Source organism: Nocardia sp. bgisy134 (assembly GCF_057708325.1).
The window spans coordinates 550,662-567,162 of record NZ_JBYIRW010000002.1 but is presented as its reverse complement, the minus strand read 5'-3'; the positions used below and the strand labels follow the sequence as shown (position 1 = coordinate 567,162).

Genomic DNA, 16,501 nt, shown 5'->3' with positions numbered 1-16,501 from the left:
CAGGAAGGGGTGCTGACGATGACGTCCGACACCTCCAAGTCCCCGGCCGCCGCCCCGCGCTCCGACCGATCGCGAACCGCCGCCCGCGCGGCCGACAAACGGATCAAGGCATTGCACCTGGGTTCCGGTGATCCGCTGCTGCTGTTGCACGGCTTCATGCTCTCGCCGCACTGCTGGGAACGCACGGCGGACCGGTTGTCCTCACACTGCGAGGTGTACGCCCCCGCTCTACCAGGTCACTGGGGTGGCCCGCCCGCCGAGGGCAAACTGGTCGGCGTCGCCACGCTGGCCGACGCGGTCGAAGCTCAGCTCGACGAATTGGGTTGGCGCACCTGCCATATCGCGGGCAACTCGCTCGGCGCCTGGGTCGGCATCGAGCTCGCCCGCCGCGGCCGGGCCCGCACGCTGACGCTGATCGCGCCCGCCGGTGGCTGGAATGTCCCCTCGATCACCCAGTTCCGGGTAGGGCTGAAGTTCCTTTCGATGATTCCGCTCGTCCGAATCGGCAGGCGGCTGGGCGATTTCGCCACCGACAACGTCATCCCGCAGCGTTTCGCGCTGTTCCTGTTGAGCAAGCACGCCTCCGCGGTGCCGCGCCGCGAGATCGCCAACGTCCTGCGCGCCGCGCTGAACTGCACCGCGATGCTGCCGATGATCGTGGGCGCCCTGCGCGCCCCCGCTCTGGCCGACCTGTCCGACCTGACCACCCCGGTCCGCCTGCTGCTCTCCGAGTACGACCGCATCATCCCGAACCGCGTCTACGCCCGCCGCTACCTGAAGGAACTCCCCGACTCCGCCGACCGCATCGTCGTCAACGGCGTCGGCCACGTCCCCATGCTCGAAGCCCCCGACCGCATCGCCACCCTCATCGCCGAACACGTCTACGCCAGCCGCAACCACCTACGCGCGGTCTGAGCGCGCAGAGGTACGGGCGGCAACCCACGATCGCAAGTCCCATCACACAGATGTGATAACCCCAGGTAATGCTGTGCGCGATCGAGATCGAGCCCGAGGTTCGCTCGTTCCTGGCTGGATTGTCACCGACCGATCTCGCTCGCGCCGACTTCGCCGCCGGACTTCTCGCCGCATATGGCCCTGAACTCGGCGAACCGTATTGCCGCTACCTCGGCGACGGGGTGGCGTTTCAAAAGACGAAACAACGGGAGACAGCCCAGATCGACCGCGCGAAAATGGCCCGCAAGCTGTGCGAATCGGCGCACACCGAACCGGCGCGCTTGACCTTCGACCCAACAGGAGGCACCGAATCATGACCAGCCAGAAGGAATTCGATGCGCACCTCGAGGCGACCCGTGCCACCGCTGAATACCAGGCAGCCGCCCGCGCCTACGCGCTCGCGCACGAACTCGGCCGCCAGATCCGCGAAGCTCGTGAAGCACGCGGGTGGTCGCAAACCGAACTGGCGACCCGCGCCGGTATGCGCCAACACGCCGTGAGCCGACTCGAGGCCGGGGACGTGGTGCCGACGATCACCACCCTCGAACGGATTGCCGCCGCCCTCGAAACCGAGCTGTCGGTGTCGCTGGCGGCATAGGAGAACCCCGCCTGGACTCAGGCCGAACCCATCTGTAAGCGGTCCAGCCGTCCTCACTCACCCTCCGCACGCCCCACACAGGCGGGTTCCTATGCGGGGCGTGTGCGGGAAATGTCAGCGGGACAGGAGGGCCTTGGCGATGTGGGTTACCTGGATTTCGTTGGAGCCCGCGTAGATCATGAGGGATTTGGCGTCGCGGGCCAGTTGTTCGACGCGGTATTCGGTCATGTAGCCGTTTCCGCCGAAGAGCTGGACCGCTTCCATCGCCACGTCGGTGGCGGCTTCGGAGCAGTAGAGCTTCATGGCGGACGCTTCGGCGAGAGTCGGCGGCTTGCCCGCACGGCCGCGCTCGAGCGCGTTGAACACCATGTTCTGCACGTTGATCCTGGCGATCTCCATCTTGGCCAGCTTGAGCTGGACCAGCTGGAAGCGCCCGATCTCCTGGCCCCACAGCTTGCGGCTCTTGGCGTACTCGAGGCACAGCCGGTGGCATTCGTTGATGATGCCGAGCGCCATGAACGCCACGCCGATGCGTTCGGCGGTGAAGCTGGAGCGCGCGGACTCGCGGCCGTCGCCGCCCTTGTGCTCCTCGGTCTCGCCGAGCAGCCGGTCCCGGCCGACGCGCACGTTGTCGAAGAACAGCTCACCGGTCGGCGAGGCGTGCAGGCCCATCTTCTTGAACGGCTTGCCCTGGCTGAGGCCTTCCATGCCCTTGTCGAGGACGAAGGTCAGCACCTTGCGCTCGCGCTTGTCCACCGAATCTCCCTCATCGAGCTTCGCGTAGACGATCATCACGTCGGCGAAGGGACCGTTGGTGATGAAGGTCTTCTGGCCGTTGAGGAGATAGTCCTCGCCGTCGCGCTTGACGTAGGTCTTCATGCCGCCGAACGCGTCCGAGCCCGAATCCGGTTCGGTGATCGCCCAGGCCGCGACCTTCCGCATCGTCACGATGTCCGCGAGCCAGCGCTCCTTCTGCGCCAGCGTGCCGCGCGAGATGATGGTGGTCGCGCCGAGCCCGATGCTGACCCCCATCGCGGTGACCAAACCCATACAGACACCGGACAATTCGCTGATCAGCACCGCCATCAGCGACTCCTGGCCACTGAACGGACTACCGCCGGAACGCTTCTCGCTCTTCTCCGGCGCGGCCGCACCGGCGGCGAGCGCCTCCTCCCTGGCCCGCTGCTTGGCGAGCAGCTTCTCGACCGCCTCGCCGCCCATCGCGTCGATACCGAACTCGCTGAACAGCTTCCGGATGATCGGATACGGCAGCATCTCGCCGCTGTCGAGCGCGTCCAGGTGCGGGCGGATCTCCTTGTCGATGAAGGTGCGCACCGCGTCGCGGACCATCACATCGGTCTCGGACCATTCGAACATCGTCGTTCTCCTTTCTGGCGGCCCAGCCTCAGGGCAGCCGAGCGGCGATGTCGTCGACGAGCCAGGGGCCCTCGGTCTCGATCGTCTTCACGTCGTGCCAGCCCGCCAGCTCGGAGATGGCGCCGCCCTGCACCGCGAACACCTTGCCGGTGATCGGGCACTTGTCCGAAGCCAAGTATGCGACCAACGGGGAGATATTGGCGGGGCTGAAGGCATCGAATCCGCCCGCTTCCTCGGCGGCCTCGGCCTCGGCCGCCATCATCTCGCCCATGCCGGGGGTGGCGAGGGTGAGCCGGGTCCGCGCGATCGGCGCGATCGCGTTCACCCGCACGCCGTAGCGGGCGAGTTCGTCGGCGGCGACAAGGGTCAGCGCGGCGATGCCCGCCTTGGCTGCGCCGTAGTTGGCCTGGCCCGCGTTCGGGACGGTGGTGCCCGACGCGGACGCGGTGTTGACCACGGCCGCGTTGGGCTGGTTGCCCGCCTTGCTCTGCTCTTTCCAGTACGCCGCCGCGTGGTGCAGCACCGCGGCGTGACCCTTCAGGTGCACCGCGATCACGGCGTCCCACTGGGCTTCGTCCATGCCCGCGACGAACGCGTCGCGCAGGATGCCCGCGTTGTTGACCACGATGTCCAGTCCGCCCAGCTCCGACACCGCCTGCTGGACCAGGTTGCGCGCGCCCTCCCAGGAGGCGATGTCATCGGTGTTGGCGACCGCCTTGCCGCCCGCCGCGACGATCTCCTCGACCACCTGCTGGGCCGGGCCGGAATCGGTCCCCTCGCCCGCGTTGCTGCCGCCGAGGTCGTTGACGACGACGCGCGCGCCCTCGCTCGCGAACAGCAGCGCGTGCTCGCGGCCGATCCCCCGGCCCGCGCCGGTGATGACGGCGACCTTTCCTTCCAATGCGCCCATCTGTGCGTCTCCTGTGCTGTGGTCTCGCCCGCCGGACAGGGCGAGGTGTGATGAATGGGGTGTCGGCTCGCGCCGAACGAAAGAGCGGCCCGCGGCGGTCCGAGCCGCGGGCCGCTCGGCTCAGTCGGCGATCTCGGCGAGGCCGTCGCTCAACACGACGTCCGTGCCGCGCACCGTCTCGAAGCCGTAGGTGGTGACGCCGTCGGCGGCGCCCACCTTCCAGATCCGGGTCTCCAGGTCGTCGCCGGGGAAGACCATCTTGGCGAAGCGCACCGCGAAGCGGCGCAGCCGGTGCACGTCCGAGCCCGCGGCCTCGGTGAGCACCGCCCACGACGCGAACGCCATGGTGCACAGACCGTGCGCGATGATGCCGGGCAGCCCGGCGTCCTTGGCGACCTGCTCGTCCAGATGCAGCGGCACCGGATCGCCGGAAGCCGGTGCGTAGCGGAAGGTCTGGTCGTGGTCGACGTGCTGAGCCACGACGGCGAACGGCTCGGTGCCGCGCAACGACTCGTCGAACTTGTGCGCGGGCGCGGCCTGCCCGACGGTCTTGCCCGCGTCGATGTTCCGGAAGAACGCGGTCAGATACTGCTCGTTGACCAGTTCCCCGTCCACGTCACGGCATTCGACGAGAATGGTGATCGTGCTGCCGTTGGACTTGCTCGCGTAGCCGACCGCCTTGGCCCGGGTGACCAGCTCGTCGCCCGGCCGGATGGCGCGGTGGAAGTGGAAGTCCTGCTCGCCGTGCACGACCCGGCCGAAGATGTCCATCGGCGCCACATCGATCACCGGCATCATCATGGCCTCGAAGACCGGGACGATGCCGAACACCGGCGAGGCGACCTCGCCCGCGCGGTGCGCCGCGATGGGATCGTTGGTCGCCGCGGCGTATTCGGCGATCCGCTTGGCGGTCACCGAGAAACGTTCCTCGTCGCACCAGGTTTCCAGTCCCGCGTCGTCGAATTCGATGACGCGGGACGCGGTGGTTTCCGCTGTCATCGCGACACCTACGCCGAGGCCAGCGCGTCGAGCTGCTCGAGCGACTTGTCCAGCTGCTTGATGCCGTCCTTCTCGACCGCCTTGCCGAGCGCGCCCTTGATCAGCGCGCCCTCGAAGTCACCGGACACCAGGATGGTGCTGCCCGCGCCCTTGGGCTGGATGTCGAAGGTGAATTCGGTCTTCACCCCGGCCATTCCGGTGCCGCCGAGGGTCAGCTTGTTCGGGGCCTCGACCGCCTTGATGGTCCACTCCAGCTTGTTGGCCATGCCGAGCATGACGATCTTCGCCACCAGCTTGGACCCCTCGGCCAAGACGGTGGGCGGTTCCTCCATGAAGCGCTCGTGGATGGTGAACCACTTGTCCCAGGTCTGCGGGTCGGAGACGACCGCCCACAGCGCCTCGGGAGTGGCGTTGACGTCCTTGGTGGCTTCGATGTGTCCCATGATTGCTCCTGTCGGGTAAGGGTTTTCGCCGGTCAGCGGTCGGCGCGCCGGTAGGCGGTCACGACCGCGGCACCGCCGAGGCCGATGTTGTGCTGTAGCGCGGCGGTGACGCCCTCGACCTGGCGTTTGTCGGCTGTGCCGCGCAGCTGCCAGGTGAGCTCGGAGCACTGCGCCAGGCCGGTGGCGCCCAGTGGGTGTCCCTTGGAGATGAGGCCACCCGAGGGGTTGACGACCCACTTGCCGCCGTAGGTGGTCTGGTTGGCGTCGATCAGCGCGCCCGCCTCGCCGGGGCCGCAGAGGCCGAGCGCCTCATAGAGCAGCAGCTCGTTGGCCGAGAAGCAGTCGTGCAGCTCGATGACCTGGAAGTCCTCGGGACCGAGGCCCGCCTGCCGGTAGACCTGCTGTGCGGCTTGGACATTCATGTCGTAGCCGATCAGGTTCTTCGCGGTGCCGTCGAAGGTGGAGGCGAAGTCGGTGGTCATGGCCTGGCCGACGATCTCGACGGCCTGCCCGGCGAGATCGTGCGAGTTCACGAAGTCCTCGCTCGCCAGGACGACCGCGCCGGAACCGTCGGAGGTCGGCGAGCACTGGAGCTTGGTGAGCGGGTCGTAGATCATCCGCGCGCCGAGGATGTCGTCGAGGGTGTACTCGTCCTGGAACTGGGAGTACGGGTTGTTCACCGAGTGCTTGTGGTTCTTGTAGCCGATCTTGGCGAAGTGCTCGGCGGTGGTGCCGTACTCCTTCATGTGCTCGCGGCCCGCCGCGCCGAACATCCACGGCGCCACCGGGAAGAGCACCTCGGAGATCTCGGCCAGCGCCATGACGTGCTTGGCCATCGGCTGCTCGCGATCGTCCCAGGTGGAACCGAGCGAGCCGGGCTGCATCTTCTCGAAGCCGAGCGCCAGCGTGCAGTCGGCGAGCCCGCCGCGGATCGCCTGCGCCGCGAGGTACAGCGCGGTCGACCCGGTCGAGCAGTTGTTGTTGACGTTGATCACGGGGATACCGGTCATGCCCAGTTCGTAGACCGCGCGCTGGCCGGAGGTGGATTCGCCGTAGACGTAGCCGACGTAGGCCTGCTGGACCTCGCGGTAATCGATGCCCGCGTCGGCGAGGGCCTTGGTGCCCGACTCGCGGGCCATGTCCGGGTAGTCCCAGTCGGTGCCGTCCTCGTTCTTGCGACGGCCCGGCTTCTCGAATTTCGTCATGCCGACGCCGACGACATAAACCCTGCTCGCGAAGCGAGTCGATGGGGGGTGGTGGTCGGGCGACGGGTGGGCGTTGTTCGCCATCGAACTCCTCACTTCGGGCCTGCGCGCGCCGTGGCGATGCACCGGTGGCGCGGGCGACGGACATCAGCGTCCGATCCGACCGGATCGAGCTGAAACAAACATACAAAGCTGTATGTAAGACCGCAAGGGTTATCCGATACTCGTGGTTCCAGATGGCGAATGGGCAGGTCAATCGAGCGTTGACGGACATACAACTAGTTGTGTATCTGCGCCATCTGCCGCTGACATGTCAACCGGATGCGCCCCACTGCCCGCGACTCGGCAACCCCACAGGCGAGCGCGTGGTGTCAGTTCTCACCTGATCTGTCGTTTCTCACGCGATCTGCCGCAACCGTGGCGAGTTCTCACTCGAACCCGCGAGGATGCTCAGGTGCGGACGCCCGTGACGAGGGCAGCGCGAATCTTGCAGGCGGAATGACAGTCCGATACGGTGTGGCCGTGATCTTCTCTTGTGGGAAGGGCGCCGCGCGCCCCTGCCGGTGACGCCCGGGGAGTGGCTGGTTTCCGATGATCAGACCACTCTTCTTGCTTATGCGGTCGGTCTCAGCGCCTTGCACGGTCCAGGGCCGTGGAGTGCCGGGGGTAGTCCGCTTCCGGACGGCCTACCCAACGAATGCGAATTCCCGAAATCGACTGTCCTCGTCGGTGTAGAGAGCCAATACTTCAAGGCTCCAATCAATTCATCTTCTGCCGCTGCGGTGGTCACGGCGATCGCAGAGATCGTTGAGGCACCCGGTGGTGCGGCGATCGAGGTATTGCACGACCAACTCGCTGATTGCCGCGCATTCGATCTGGCTGATGACCTGGTTCGTGAGCTGCGCTCGATCGACTTGCCCGTCGAGGATGTGCGGTCGGTAGCACGGCAGCTGACAGAACGCGGCACTCGCCGCAATGCGGTGGCCCTCGGCATCGTCATGTTGGGCGTGGTCGGCGACGAACGGGATCGGGAGTTGCTGCTACTACTGGGCGGGTTGGGCGAACTCACGCTCTACGCGGCTGTCGCACTGGCCAATTCCCAACCCGATCGTGATCGTGCGGTATTTCAGCTTGCTCGCCGGGTCGACGGATGGGGACGTGTCCACGCCGTACAGCGTTTGACGGGATCCCGAGATCCCGAGATCAAAGCTTGGTTGTTGCGGACCGGCTTCCGTAACAACGTGATGACCGCATACCTCGCCCACATCGCGGCCACCACAGGCGATCTCCGCGACGCTCTGCTCGAGTCCTCCGTCGATGACGAACTACTGGACGGCGCTGCCGACATCCTGGACGCATTGATCGTCGGTGAACCGACCACGGATATCCGGAACTACCCCGATGCGCTACCAGTGCTGGTTCGCTACTGCGAATTACTCACCGCCGCTGCTCCGACCCTCCCACGCATCCGTAGCGTGCGAACCATCACGGAATTGCTGAATGATTCGCCCCCGGAACTGGATTGGACCTCGGACAAGGTCGCCGCTCTGGCCGCCGATTACTCGGCGCTGATGGCCCGCGCCGACTGGTCCGACATGATCCGGTCCGAGCTCACCGAGCCGCAGTGGGGCGAATTCGGTTTCAACCCAACCTCCGCTGTCCATGACGCACGGGCCTTCACCGGCCGACTGTCACGCTGGCCTGCCGGACCAGCCCCTCGTGCAGACCGGCCTACAATCTCGCCGCACCCGATAAACCATCTGAACACCGCACTCGAACTCGTCCTTCTCGCAGCATTCCCCGCAGCCCTCGCCGATGACGTACGCGTCGTCGCGCAGGGCCTGCCGCCAGCGCGATATCCGGTGCTCTCTCGGGGTTTCAACGTCCTTGTCGAAGGTGAGCACCTCGCCATCCCTTACCGCCTGTGCACCCCCGCTCCATCGGACGACACCACAGCCCAACTGTCTGCGACGCAGACCAAGATCCTGCACTGCCTCTACAGCCGCCACAGCGACGGCTACGTCCGCCAGCACCACCTCAACCAGATCATCGGCGCCACCGATCCGTGGATCGTTCCCTTCGTCATCAAGCTCGTCGGTGAATACGTGGTCGACATTGTCATCGACATCAAGCGGGGACTCACCGATGTCGTCACAGTCGACACCGCCCAGCACGAGGCTTACGGACGGTTCGCCGCCGCCAACCCCGACTTCCTCCACCTCACCAGCCAACGCGTCGCCAGCTACTGGCGCTGCTACTACCGAAACCGATACCCGCACCGCTACTACCCCGGCCGCATCGTCCTGAACGAGCTGCAAGAAGCCGCCGCCGCATACCGAGCGCCCGCGATGACAACCCCCGCCTCCTCCGTCGACCCGCGGCATTCAGAAATCCGCCGAATCAGATGAGACGGACTTGACGACAACATGACCGATGCATCGGGGCACTTCGGCGCGGCGCGCTTCGGCGTCGGCATCGGTGAAACATGACGCCTTGCCGGAGGCAGCCTGCGGAGCCTCAGAGATGGAGACAGTGACAGGGCAGCTCCGGCATCGGCGAGCTTCGGCGCCAGCGTGATTCAGCGTCGGCGCGCGTCGCATCACTGCAATCGCGGAACGAGACTCGCCACCGCTGCGGCGCGCAGATTCGCCGACGCGCGGACCCAGCGCCGACGAGCCCGGTCGGTGTCGGGCTCGATGAAGTTCGAGATGAGGATGCCGCGCAGGGCGTCCATCGCGGTGTAGACGAAATCGCGAGCGTCCTTGCGGCGCATCTCGTCCGGGACGAAGCGGGCCACGGCCATCAGCACCGCGTTGTTGACGAACGGCTCGACCTTCTCCATGGCCGAGGCCAGCACCGGATCGGTCCGGCCGGCCACCCACAGCTCGACGGTCGCGATGAACAGCGGGCCCTGGTGCAGCTCCCACAGGAAGTCCAGCGCCGCGGCGACCGGATCGGCGCCGCTCTCGACCTTGGCCATCTCCCGCATCGCGGTCTCCGCGCGGCGCTGAGCCAGGTGACTGATCGCGGCGACGACGAGATCGTTCTTGGACCCGAAGTGGTGCACCTGCGCCCCGCGCGTGACCCCCGCGCGCTCGGCGACCCGCGGCGTCGTTGTGCCCGCGTAGCCGTATTCGACCAGGCAGTCGATGGTGGCGTCGAGCAGCCGGACGCGCATCTCGCTGCTGCGCTGCTCCTGGGTTCGGCGCTGCGGCTTGTCGGCGGCGGTCCTGGTCATTCCGACGATTCTACACTTACATACAGATCTGTATGTTCTGGCGGTTCGGTGCGCCGGGCGATCCACACGGTGACGGCGAACAGCAGCGTACCGCCCACCGCGAGGCCCGCGCCGGCGGCGGCGGGAGCGGTGTAGCCGAGGCCCGCGGCGATGACGAGGCCGCCGAGCCAAGCGCCCGCGGCATTGGCGATGTTCAAGGCCGCGTGATTGAGTGCGGCGGCGAGGGTTTGGGCGTCGGCGGCGACGTCCATCAGGCGGGTCTGCAAAGCGGGGGCGAGCGCCGCGCCGGTCGCGCCGACCAGAAACGCGCCGAGCCCGGCGGTGACCGGGTGCTGCGCCGCGGCGACGAAACCCGCCAGCACCACGGACATGGCGACCAGCGCGAGCAAGATCGCGCGATCGACGCCGCGATCGGCGAGCACGCCGCCCACGATATTGCCCGCCACCATGCCGAGACCGAACAGCATCAGCACCACCGGCACCAGGCCGAGCGACATGCCCGCCACATCGGTGAGGGTGGTGGTGATGTAGGTGTAGACGGCGAACATGCCGCCGAAGCCGATGGCCCCGACCGCCAAGGTCAGCAATACCTGCGAACGACGCAGCGCGCCGAGTTCGGTCATCGGGTTGGTGGTTTTGATGCCGGTGAGTTCCGGCACGAATCGCACGAGCGCCGCGACCGTGGTGATGCCGATCAGGGCGACCACCACGAAGGCGTCCCGCCAGCCGAGATGCTGGCCGAGCCAGGTGGCTGTGGGAACGCCGACGACATTGGCGGCGCTCAACCCCAGCATAACCGCGGCAATGGCTTTGGCGCGCCGGCCTGCCGGCGCGAGCGTGGCGGCGGCCAGCGAGGCGACGCCGAAATAGGCGCCGTGCGGCAGACCCGAGACGAAGCGCGCGGCGACCAAGGTCTGGAAGTTCGGCGCAACCACGGTGGCCGCGTTGCCCACGGTGAACGCGATCATCAAGGCGATGAGCAGGCGCTTGCGCGGAACCCGCGCGCAGAGCGCGGCCAGTACAGGCGCGCCGATCACCACACCGAGCGCATAGGCCGACACCGCGTGACCGGCGATCGGCTCGGAGACGTTCATAGCCTGCGCGATATCAGGCAGCAATCCCATGGTGACGAACTCGGTCGTGCCGATGCCGAAGCCGCCCAGAGCCAGTGCCAGCATCGCGGGGACATGCCAATCGGTCCGCGCCTTCTCGGGCGGGTCGGGCTGATGGGTGGCTACCTGGCTCGTCACGTCTTCATGTAACCGGCGCGCGAGCCGGATCGCTCCCCGATCCGACGTGAGTTAGACCACCGCCTGCCGCCGTATTCGCCCAGCTCACTCGATATTCCAGCAAGTGGGACAGGTCAGCCGATCGACTCCCGGCGCGCGAAGGTCCTCCGGTACCCGGCGGGCGTCACGCCGATCACGGACGCGAAATGCCTGCGCAGGTTGGTCGCGGTCCCCAGGCCGGACAGGCGGCTGATCCGCTCGATGTTGAAGTCGGTGGTCTCCAGCAGCGATTGGGCATGCGCGAGTCGCTGATTCAGCAACCACTGCATCGGAGTGGCTCCGGTGGAGCGGTGCAGGCGGCGATGGAAGGTGCGCGGGCTCATATTGGCTCTGGCCGCCAACGTGTCCACGGTCAACGGCTCGTCGAGGTGTTCGGCCGCCCACTGGAGCACCACGCCCAGGTCGTCCGCCGGGTGCGCGGGCACCGTCCGGTCCACGTACTGGGCCTGACCGCCGGACCGGTGCGGCGGGATGACCATCCGGCGCGCCAGCTGGTTGGCCACCTCGGCGCCCAGATCGCGCCGCACCAGGTGCAGGCACAGGTCGACCGCCGCGGTCATGCCCGCGCTGGTGAGCACATCGCCGTCGTCGACGTAGAGCACCGAGTCGTCGACCTCGATGGCAGGGAAGCGCTTCGCCAGCATCTCCGCGTGCACCCAGTGCGCGGCCACGCGCCGCCCGTCCACCAGCCCCGCGGCCGCCAGCGCGAAGGTGCCGTCGCAGAGCCCGACCATGCGCGCGCCCCCGCGATGCGCGGCCGCCAGCGCGTCGAGCAATTCGGGTGGCAGTTCGCGTTCAGCGGTGACGCACTCGTTGGCCACCGAAGGAACGATCACGGTGTCGGCGGTGAGCAGGTCGTCGAGACCGCGCTCGGCGCGCAGGAAGGCGCCGAAACCGATCGGCTGGGTCTCCGGCTGCGGTGTCACCGAGCAGACCTTCAGCTCGTACCAGGGCTCCGCCAGATCCGGCTGCGGCGTGCCGAAAATCGAGGCGACGACACCCAATTCGTACAGATCCCACGGGTGCAGCGCGCCGGGAGCGATGGCCATGGCGACGGTTCGACCACTCATGCCCGCGCCCCGCTGACGCTCGGCTTCGGCGTTCGCTCTGCGCGCTGGCACATGATTCGCTCGCTCATTCCTCGAGTATGGCAGGAATAGTTCGATCGGCGTCAGTTCTGCCACTCACGTCTCGGCGACCCGAGCGCGAAGACTGGTCGGCGGGCGCCCACCCGACAGAACGACACGACGGAGGAATCATGAGCAAGGCATCGGTCACCGTGCTGGGTCTCGGACGGATGGGCACGGCGATCGCCGAGGTCTTCCTGCGCAACGGGCACCCGACCACGGTGTGGAATCGCACGCCGGGCAAGGCGATTCACCTCGACGAGCTGGGCGCACGGCGCGCCGACAACGTCGCGGACGCGGTCGCGGCGGGCGAACTGATCGTCACCGTGCTCGCCGACACCGCGGCCGCCGGAGACCAACTGGCCCCGCTGGGCTCGGCGCTGAACGGACGCACGGTACTGAACGTCGCCACCGGCAGGCCCGACACCGCGCGCGAGCTGGCCGACCGGCTCGCCGAGCACGGCGCGCGCTTGCTGGACGGCGGCATCTTCGGCGTCCCGCAGACAGTGGGCACACCCGATACGCTGCTCGTCTACAGCGGCGCGGCCGACGCCGAGGCCGAATTCGCGGACGTCGTCAGGGAACTGGGCGCGACGAGGTACGTGGGGACCGACGCGGGCCTCGCGGCGCTGCACGACATGGCGGTGCTCGGCGGGATGTACGGCCTGTTCGGCGGGTTCTTCCAGGCGACGGCGATGGTGCACACCGAGCAGGTCTCCGCGGTGGACTTCACCGATACGTTCCTGGTGCCCTGGTTGCGCGCGCTGCTCGACATGCTGCCGACGCTGGCCGCCGAGATCGACTCGCGGGAGTTCCCGGTGAACTTCTCCGATCTCGCGGTCAACGCAACCGGGCTCGTCGACATCCGCACCACCAGCCGAAACCAAGGCGTGGCAACGGATCTGCTCGATCCATTGCAGCGCCTGTTCGACGCCGAGGTCGAACGCGGGCACGGAACGGCCAGCTTCACCAGGGCATTCGCCGGACTGGTCGACACACCGGCGTCTTCCGGGAGCTGAGCACGCCGCGCGAATGGACCGCGGCGCATCGGCACTCGACCGACACACACGGCGTGCCGCACGCGACGGCCGCACCGGCGTCATCGGGATCCGCCGCGGCGTTCCCGGATACACGTCGGGCACCCGTTCACCGCGAGGTGGGCGGGTGCCCGGTTCAACCCCCGGCGCTGGGAAGTCCCAGCGCCGGTCGGGGTCGGACGGATCACGCCCGGCCCCCGGTGTGGACTCAGCGCAGCGCGCGAGCCAGATTCGCGTCGAGCGCGCCGAGGAACTCCTCGGTGGTCAGGTAACCCTGGTCGCCGCCGACGAGCAGCGCGAGGTCCTTGGTCATCTGGCCGCCCTCGACGGTCTTGATGACGACGTCCTCGAGGGTCTGCGCGAAGCCGATCACCTCGGGGGTGTTGTCCAGCTTGCCGCGGTGCTCGAGCCCGCGGGTCCAGGCGAAGATCGACGCGATCGGGTTGGTCGAGGTCGGCTTGCCCTGCTGGTGCTGGCGGTAGTGCCGGGTGACGGTGCCGTGCGCGGCCTCGGCCTCACAGGTCTGGCCGTCCGGGGTGAGCAGCACCGAGGTCATCAGACCCAGCGAACCGAAGCCCTGGGCCACGGTGTCGGACTGCACGTCGCCGTCGTAGTTCTTGCAGGCCCAGACGTAGCCGCCCTCCCACTTCATGGAGGAGGCGACCATGTCGTCGATGAGACGGTGCTCGTAGGTCAGGCCCGCCGCATCGAACTGGCTCTTGAACTCGGCGTCGAAGACCTCCTGGAAGGTGTCCTTGAACATGCCGTCGTAGGCCTTCAGGATGGTGTTCTTCGTCGACATGTACACCGGGTAGTTCTGCTGCAGGCCGTAGTTGAACGACGCCCGCGCGAAGTCTTCGATGGACTTCTTGAAGTTGTACATGCCCATGATGACGCCGCCGTCCTCCGGCATCTTCACGACCTCGTGCACGATCGGCTCGCTGCCGTCCTCGGGGGTGAAGGTGAGGGTGACGGTGCCCGCCTCGAAGACCTTGAAGTCGGTGGCGCGGTACTGGTCGCCGAAGGCGTGGCGGCCGATGATGATCGGCTTGGTCCAGCCGGGAACCAGTCGCGGAACATTGGAGATGATGATCGGCGCGCGGAAGATGGTGCCGCCGAGAATGTTGCGAATGGTGCCGTTGGGCGAGCGCCACATCTTCTTGAGGCCGAACTCCTCGACGCGGGCCTCGTCCGGCGTGATCGTGGCACACTTCACGCCGACGCCGTGCTTCTTGATGGCGTTGGCCGCGTCGATGGTGACCTGGTCGTCTGTCTTGTCCCGGTATTCGATGCCCAGGTCGTAGTACTCGAGGTTCACGTCGAGGTACGGGTGGATCAGCTTGTCCTTGATGAACTGCCAGATGATCCGGGTCATCTCATCACCGTCGAGTTCGACGACGGCGCCTTCAACCTTGATCTTGGACATGGATCTTCGTGTCCTCCTAGGATGGTGCCCTTATTGCACGGCCAGGCGAAGACGCTTGTGAGCGGACCCCAGCTGTTCAACAGACAACGTATATGTACCGCGTTGTTTGCGGGACGTGTGGTGCAAGCAAGACAAGCGTACTGCTGCCGACGATCTCACCGTGCGGGGAGGGCCCACTGTGCGGACGACGCGCCGAGTTACCGACGAGTAGCCCCCCTGTGACCCCAACCACTTTCTCCATAATGTCATCCCGGGGCGATCGACCACTCCGACCTGGGCGGGAACTGGACGACCGCCGGAGGCGACACCGCCCGCGCACCGGATCTGCGAGGATCCGATGCGCGGGCTATGCCCGGTCCGAATCAGACCGCGATCGGAATCCGAGCGCCCTCCTCCGCGTCCTCGGCGAAGTGCTCCGGTCCGGCCTTGATCATCAGCGCGATCACCGGGATCGCGGCGAGGAAGAAACCCGCACCGACGTAGAACGCGACGTCGTAGCTGTGGATGGCGGCGCGGGCGGCCAGGTCGCTGACGGTCGGGTTGTCGGCGAAGTAATCCTTCGCCGCCTGCACCGAGATCGTGGTGAGCAGCGCGGTGCCGACCGCGCCGCCGACCTGCTGGGCCGCGTTGAGCAACGCGCTCGCGACACCGGCGTCGGCCTCGTCCACCCGGTGCAGCGCGACCGCCTGCATCCCGACGAACAGCGGACCCATGCCGAGCGCGATCAGCAGCTGGGCGGGCAGCACGCCCGCGGCATAGCTGTCGCCGTAGCTCAGCTGCGCGAGCCAGATCAGCCCGACCACGCCGAGCGCGGCGCCCACCACCATCAGCGGCCGCGGCCCGAGCTTCGGCAGCAACGCGCTGGTGACGCCCGCTGAGATCGCGATGCCCGCGGGGAACGGCAGGAACGCGACACCGGCCTTCAGCGGCGAGTAGCCGAGCGTGACCTGGAAGTAGAAGCTCAGGAACAGGAACATCGCGAACATCGCGATGGGGATGAGCAACGCGGCGAGCAGCGCGCCGCCGCGGTTGGTCTCCCCGGGAATGCGCAGCGGCAACAGCGGATTCGAGGAACGACGCTCGATCACGACGAACGCGATCAGCAGCGCGAGCCCGGCCGCGAGCAGCCCGAGGGTGCCGCCCGAGGTCCAGCCGTGCTCGGCGGCGCGGCTGAAGCCGTACACGATGGCGATCAGGCCTGCCGTCACGGTGACGGCGCCGGGCACGTCGTAGCCGCCGGTCCGGGCGACGGGCACGTCCTTGATCACGAACGCGAGCGCGCCGACCAGCGCGATGATCGCGATCGGGGTGTTGACCAGCAGGGTCCACCGCCAGGACGCGTATTCGGTGAGCGCGCCGCCCGCGATCAGCCCGATGGCCGCGCCGCCCGCGGAGATGCCCGCGAACACCGCGAAGGCCCGGGCCCGTTCCTTCGCCTCGGTGAAGGTCACCGAGACCAGCGCGAGCGCCGCGGGTGCGAGCAGTGCGGCGAAGGCGCCCTGAAGTCCCCGGCCCGCGAAGAGCTGAGCGCCGTTCTGCGCCAGACCCGCGAGCGCCGACGCGGCGGCGAAGCCGACCAGGCCGACCATGAAGATCAGGCGGCGGCCGAGAAAGTCGGCCAGACGGCCGCCGAGCAGCAGCAGTCCGCCGAAGATCAGTGTGTACGCGGTGAGGGCCCATTGCTTGTCGCCCTCGCTGATGCCCAGGTCACGTTGCGCGAATGGCAGCGCGATCGTCACGATGGTCGCGTCGAGGACCACCATCAGCTGGGCCAGACCGATCACCCCCAATGCCAGCCAGCGGGCCGAGTCGCGCCGGCCCTCCGGCACGTGCACGGCTGTCGAAGTCTCGCTCACTTTGTCTCCTCAATCGTCCGAAGTGGCGTGGCAGCAATCCTG

15 protein-coding genes are annotated in these 16,501 nt (G+C 67.4%); 5 read left to right on the top strand and 10 right to left on the bottom strand.

The features are described 5' to 3' along the window. Positions 1–18 precede the first annotated feature (18 nt). From AC3ERS_RS06090 to AC3ERS_RS06080, 3 genes are all read left to right on the top strand, one after another. The gene (locus tag AC3ERS_RS06090) at positions 19–915 is read left to right on the top strand and encodes an alpha/beta fold hydrolase (protein WP_431964319.1); all 897 of its coding nucleotides are present in this window, start codon (positions 19–21) and stop codon (positions 913–915) included. Between the two features lie 68 nt (positions 916–983). After that, on the top strand, positions 984–1,271 hold the full coding sequence (locus tag AC3ERS_RS06085; RefSeq protein ID WP_431964317.1) for a hypothetical protein: 288 nt from the start codon (positions 984–986) through the stop codon (positions 1,269–1,271). Next, positions 1,268–1,552 carry a helix-turn-helix domain-containing protein gene (locus AC3ERS_RS06080; RefSeq protein ID WP_431964315.1) on the top strand — a complete coding sequence of 95 codons (285 nt, stop codon included), beginning with the start codon at positions 1,268–1,270 and terminating at the stop codon, positions 1,550–1,552. The genes AC3ERS_RS06085 and AC3ERS_RS06080 overlap by 4 nt, the downstream gene beginning before the upstream one ends. A 114-nt stretch (positions 1,553–1,666) precedes the next feature. Here the strand turns inward: AC3ERS_RS06080 and AC3ERS_RS06075 are convergent, their stop codons facing one another. The 5 genes from AC3ERS_RS06075 to AC3ERS_RS06055 all read right to left on the bottom strand — a co-directional run bounded on the left by AC3ERS_RS06075 (position 1,667) and on the right by AC3ERS_RS06055 (position 6,570). Continuing rightward, a complete protein-coding gene (locus tag AC3ERS_RS06075) occupies positions 1,667–2,929 on the bottom strand; it encodes an acyl-CoA dehydrogenase family protein (protein WP_431964313.1) in 1,263 nt (420 codons plus the stop codon). A gap of 28 nt (positions 2,930–2,957) precedes the next feature. After that, entirely contained in the window at positions 2,958–3,839 is an 882-nt protein-coding gene (locus AC3ERS_RS06070; protein WP_431964311.1) for an SDR family oxidoreductase, read from the bottom strand. 120 nt (positions 3,840–3,959) lie between these two features. Further along, positions 3,960–4,838, bottom strand: coding sequence for a MaoC/PaaZ C-terminal domain-containing protein (locus AC3ERS_RS06065; protein ID WP_431964309.1), 879 nt, complete (start codon positions 4,836–4,838; stop codon positions 3,960–3,962). 8 nt (positions 4,839–4,846) lie between these two features. Continuing rightward, entirely contained in the window at positions 4,847–5,281 is a 435-nt protein-coding gene (locus tag AC3ERS_RS06060) for a type II toxin-antitoxin system Rv0910 family toxin (RefSeq protein ID WP_431964307.1), read from the bottom strand. Between the two features lie 32 nt (positions 5,282–5,313). Further along, on the bottom strand, positions 5,314–6,570 hold the full coding sequence (locus tag AC3ERS_RS06055) for a lipid-transfer protein (protein WP_431964305.1): 1,257 nt from the start codon (positions 6,568–6,570) through the stop codon (positions 5,314–5,316). 698 nt (positions 6,571–7,268) lie between these two features. Here AC3ERS_RS06055 and AC3ERS_RS06050 point away from each other — a divergent pair. Next, positions 7,269–8,894 (top strand): hypothetical protein, encoded by a 1,626-nt coding sequence (locus tag AC3ERS_RS06050; RefSeq protein ID WP_431964303.1) that lies wholly within the window; start codon positions 7,269–7,271, stop codon positions 8,892–8,894. Between the two features lie 191 nt (positions 8,895–9,085). Here the strand turns inward: AC3ERS_RS06050 and AC3ERS_RS06045 are convergent, their stop codons facing one another. The 3 genes from AC3ERS_RS06045 to AC3ERS_RS06035 all read right to left on the bottom strand — a co-directional run bounded on the left by AC3ERS_RS06045 (position 9,086) and on the right by AC3ERS_RS06035 (position 12,083). Further along, positions 9,086–9,724, bottom strand: coding sequence for a TetR/AcrR family transcriptional regulator (locus AC3ERS_RS06045; RefSeq protein ID WP_431964301.1), 639 nt, complete (start codon positions 9,722–9,724; stop codon positions 9,086–9,088). Beyond that, entirely contained in the window at positions 9,721–10,974 is a 1,254-nt protein-coding gene (locus AC3ERS_RS06040) for an MFS transporter (protein ID WP_431964299.1), read from the bottom strand. Before AC3ERS_RS06040 ends, AC3ERS_RS06045 begins: the two co-directional genes overlap by 4 nt. Before the next feature lie 113 nt (positions 10,975–11,087). Further along, a complete protein-coding gene (locus AC3ERS_RS06035; protein ID WP_431964297.1) occupies positions 11,088–12,083 on the bottom strand; it encodes a helix-turn-helix domain-containing protein in 996 nt (331 codons plus the stop codon). Between the two features lie 188 nt (positions 12,084–12,271). On the opposite strand from AC3ERS_RS06035, the gene AC3ERS_RS06030 reads away from it, so the two are divergent. Further along, positions 12,272–13,159, top strand: coding sequence for an NAD(P)-dependent oxidoreductase (locus AC3ERS_RS06030; RefSeq protein ID WP_431964295.1), 888 nt, complete (start codon positions 12,272–12,274; stop codon positions 13,157–13,159). Between the two features lie 226 nt (positions 13,160–13,385). Here AC3ERS_RS06030 and AC3ERS_RS06025 read toward each other — a convergent pair whose 3' ends face one another. Next, entirely contained in the window at positions 13,386–14,603 is a 1,218-nt protein-coding gene (locus AC3ERS_RS06025; RefSeq protein WP_431964293.1) for an NADP-dependent isocitrate dehydrogenase, read from the bottom strand. A 362-nt stretch (positions 14,604–14,965) separates the two neighbouring features. Further along, on the bottom strand, positions 14,966–16,459 hold the full coding sequence (locus tag AC3ERS_RS06020; protein ID WP_431964291.1) for an MFS transporter: 1,494 nt from the start codon (positions 16,457–16,459) through the stop codon (positions 14,966–14,968). Positions 16,460–16,501 lie beyond the last annotated feature (42 nt).

Excerpts from the sequence above, each read along its gene's own strand:
- AC3ERS_RS06025 (WP_431964293.1), bottom strand. The coding sequence starts at position 14,603 with ATGTCCAAGATCAAGGTTGAAGGCGCCGTCGTCGAACTCGACGGTGAT.
- AC3ERS_RS06060 (WP_431964307.1), bottom strand. The coding sequence starts at position 5,281 with ATGGGACACATCGAAGCCACCAAGGACGTCAACGCCACTCCCGAGGCG.
- AC3ERS_RS06080 (WP_431964315.1), top strand. The coding sequence starts at position 1,268 with ATGACCAGCCAGAAGGAATTCGATGCGCACCTCGAGGCGACCCGTGCC.
- AC3ERS_RS06055 (WP_431964305.1), bottom strand. The coding sequence starts at position 6,570 with ATGGCGAACAACGCCCACCCGTCGCCCGACCACCACCCCCCATCGACT.
- AC3ERS_RS06065 (WP_431964309.1), bottom strand. The coding sequence starts at position 4,838 with ATGACAGCGGAAACCACCGCGTCCCGCGTCATCGAATTCGACGACGCG.
- AC3ERS_RS06030 (WP_431964295.1), top strand. The coding sequence starts at position 12,272 with ATGAGCAAGGCATCGGTCACCGTGCTGGGTCTCGGACGGATGGGCACG.
- AC3ERS_RS06070 (WP_431964311.1), bottom strand. The coding sequence starts at position 3,839 with ATGGGCGCATTGGAAGGAAAGGTCGCCGTCATCACCGGCGCGGGCCGG.
- AC3ERS_RS06035 (WP_431964297.1), bottom strand. The coding sequence starts at position 12,083 with ATGAGTGGTCGAACCGTCGCCATGGCCATCGCTCCCGGCGCGCTGCAC.
- AC3ERS_RS06045 (WP_431964301.1), bottom strand. The coding sequence starts at position 9,724 with ATGACCAGGACCGCCGCCGACAAGCCGCAGCGCCGAACCCAGGAGCAG.
- AC3ERS_RS06075 (WP_431964313.1), bottom strand. The coding sequence starts at position 2,929 with ATGTTCGAATGGTCCGAGACCGATGTGATGGTCCGCGACGCGGTGCGC.
- AC3ERS_RS06090 (WP_431964319.1), top strand. The coding sequence starts at position 19 with ATGACGTCCGACACCTCCAAGTCCCCGGCCGCCGCCCCGCGCTCCGAC.
- AC3ERS_RS06085 (WP_431964317.1), top strand. The coding sequence starts at position 984 with ATGCTGTGCGCGATCGAGATCGAGCCCGAGGTTCGCTCGTTCCTGGCT.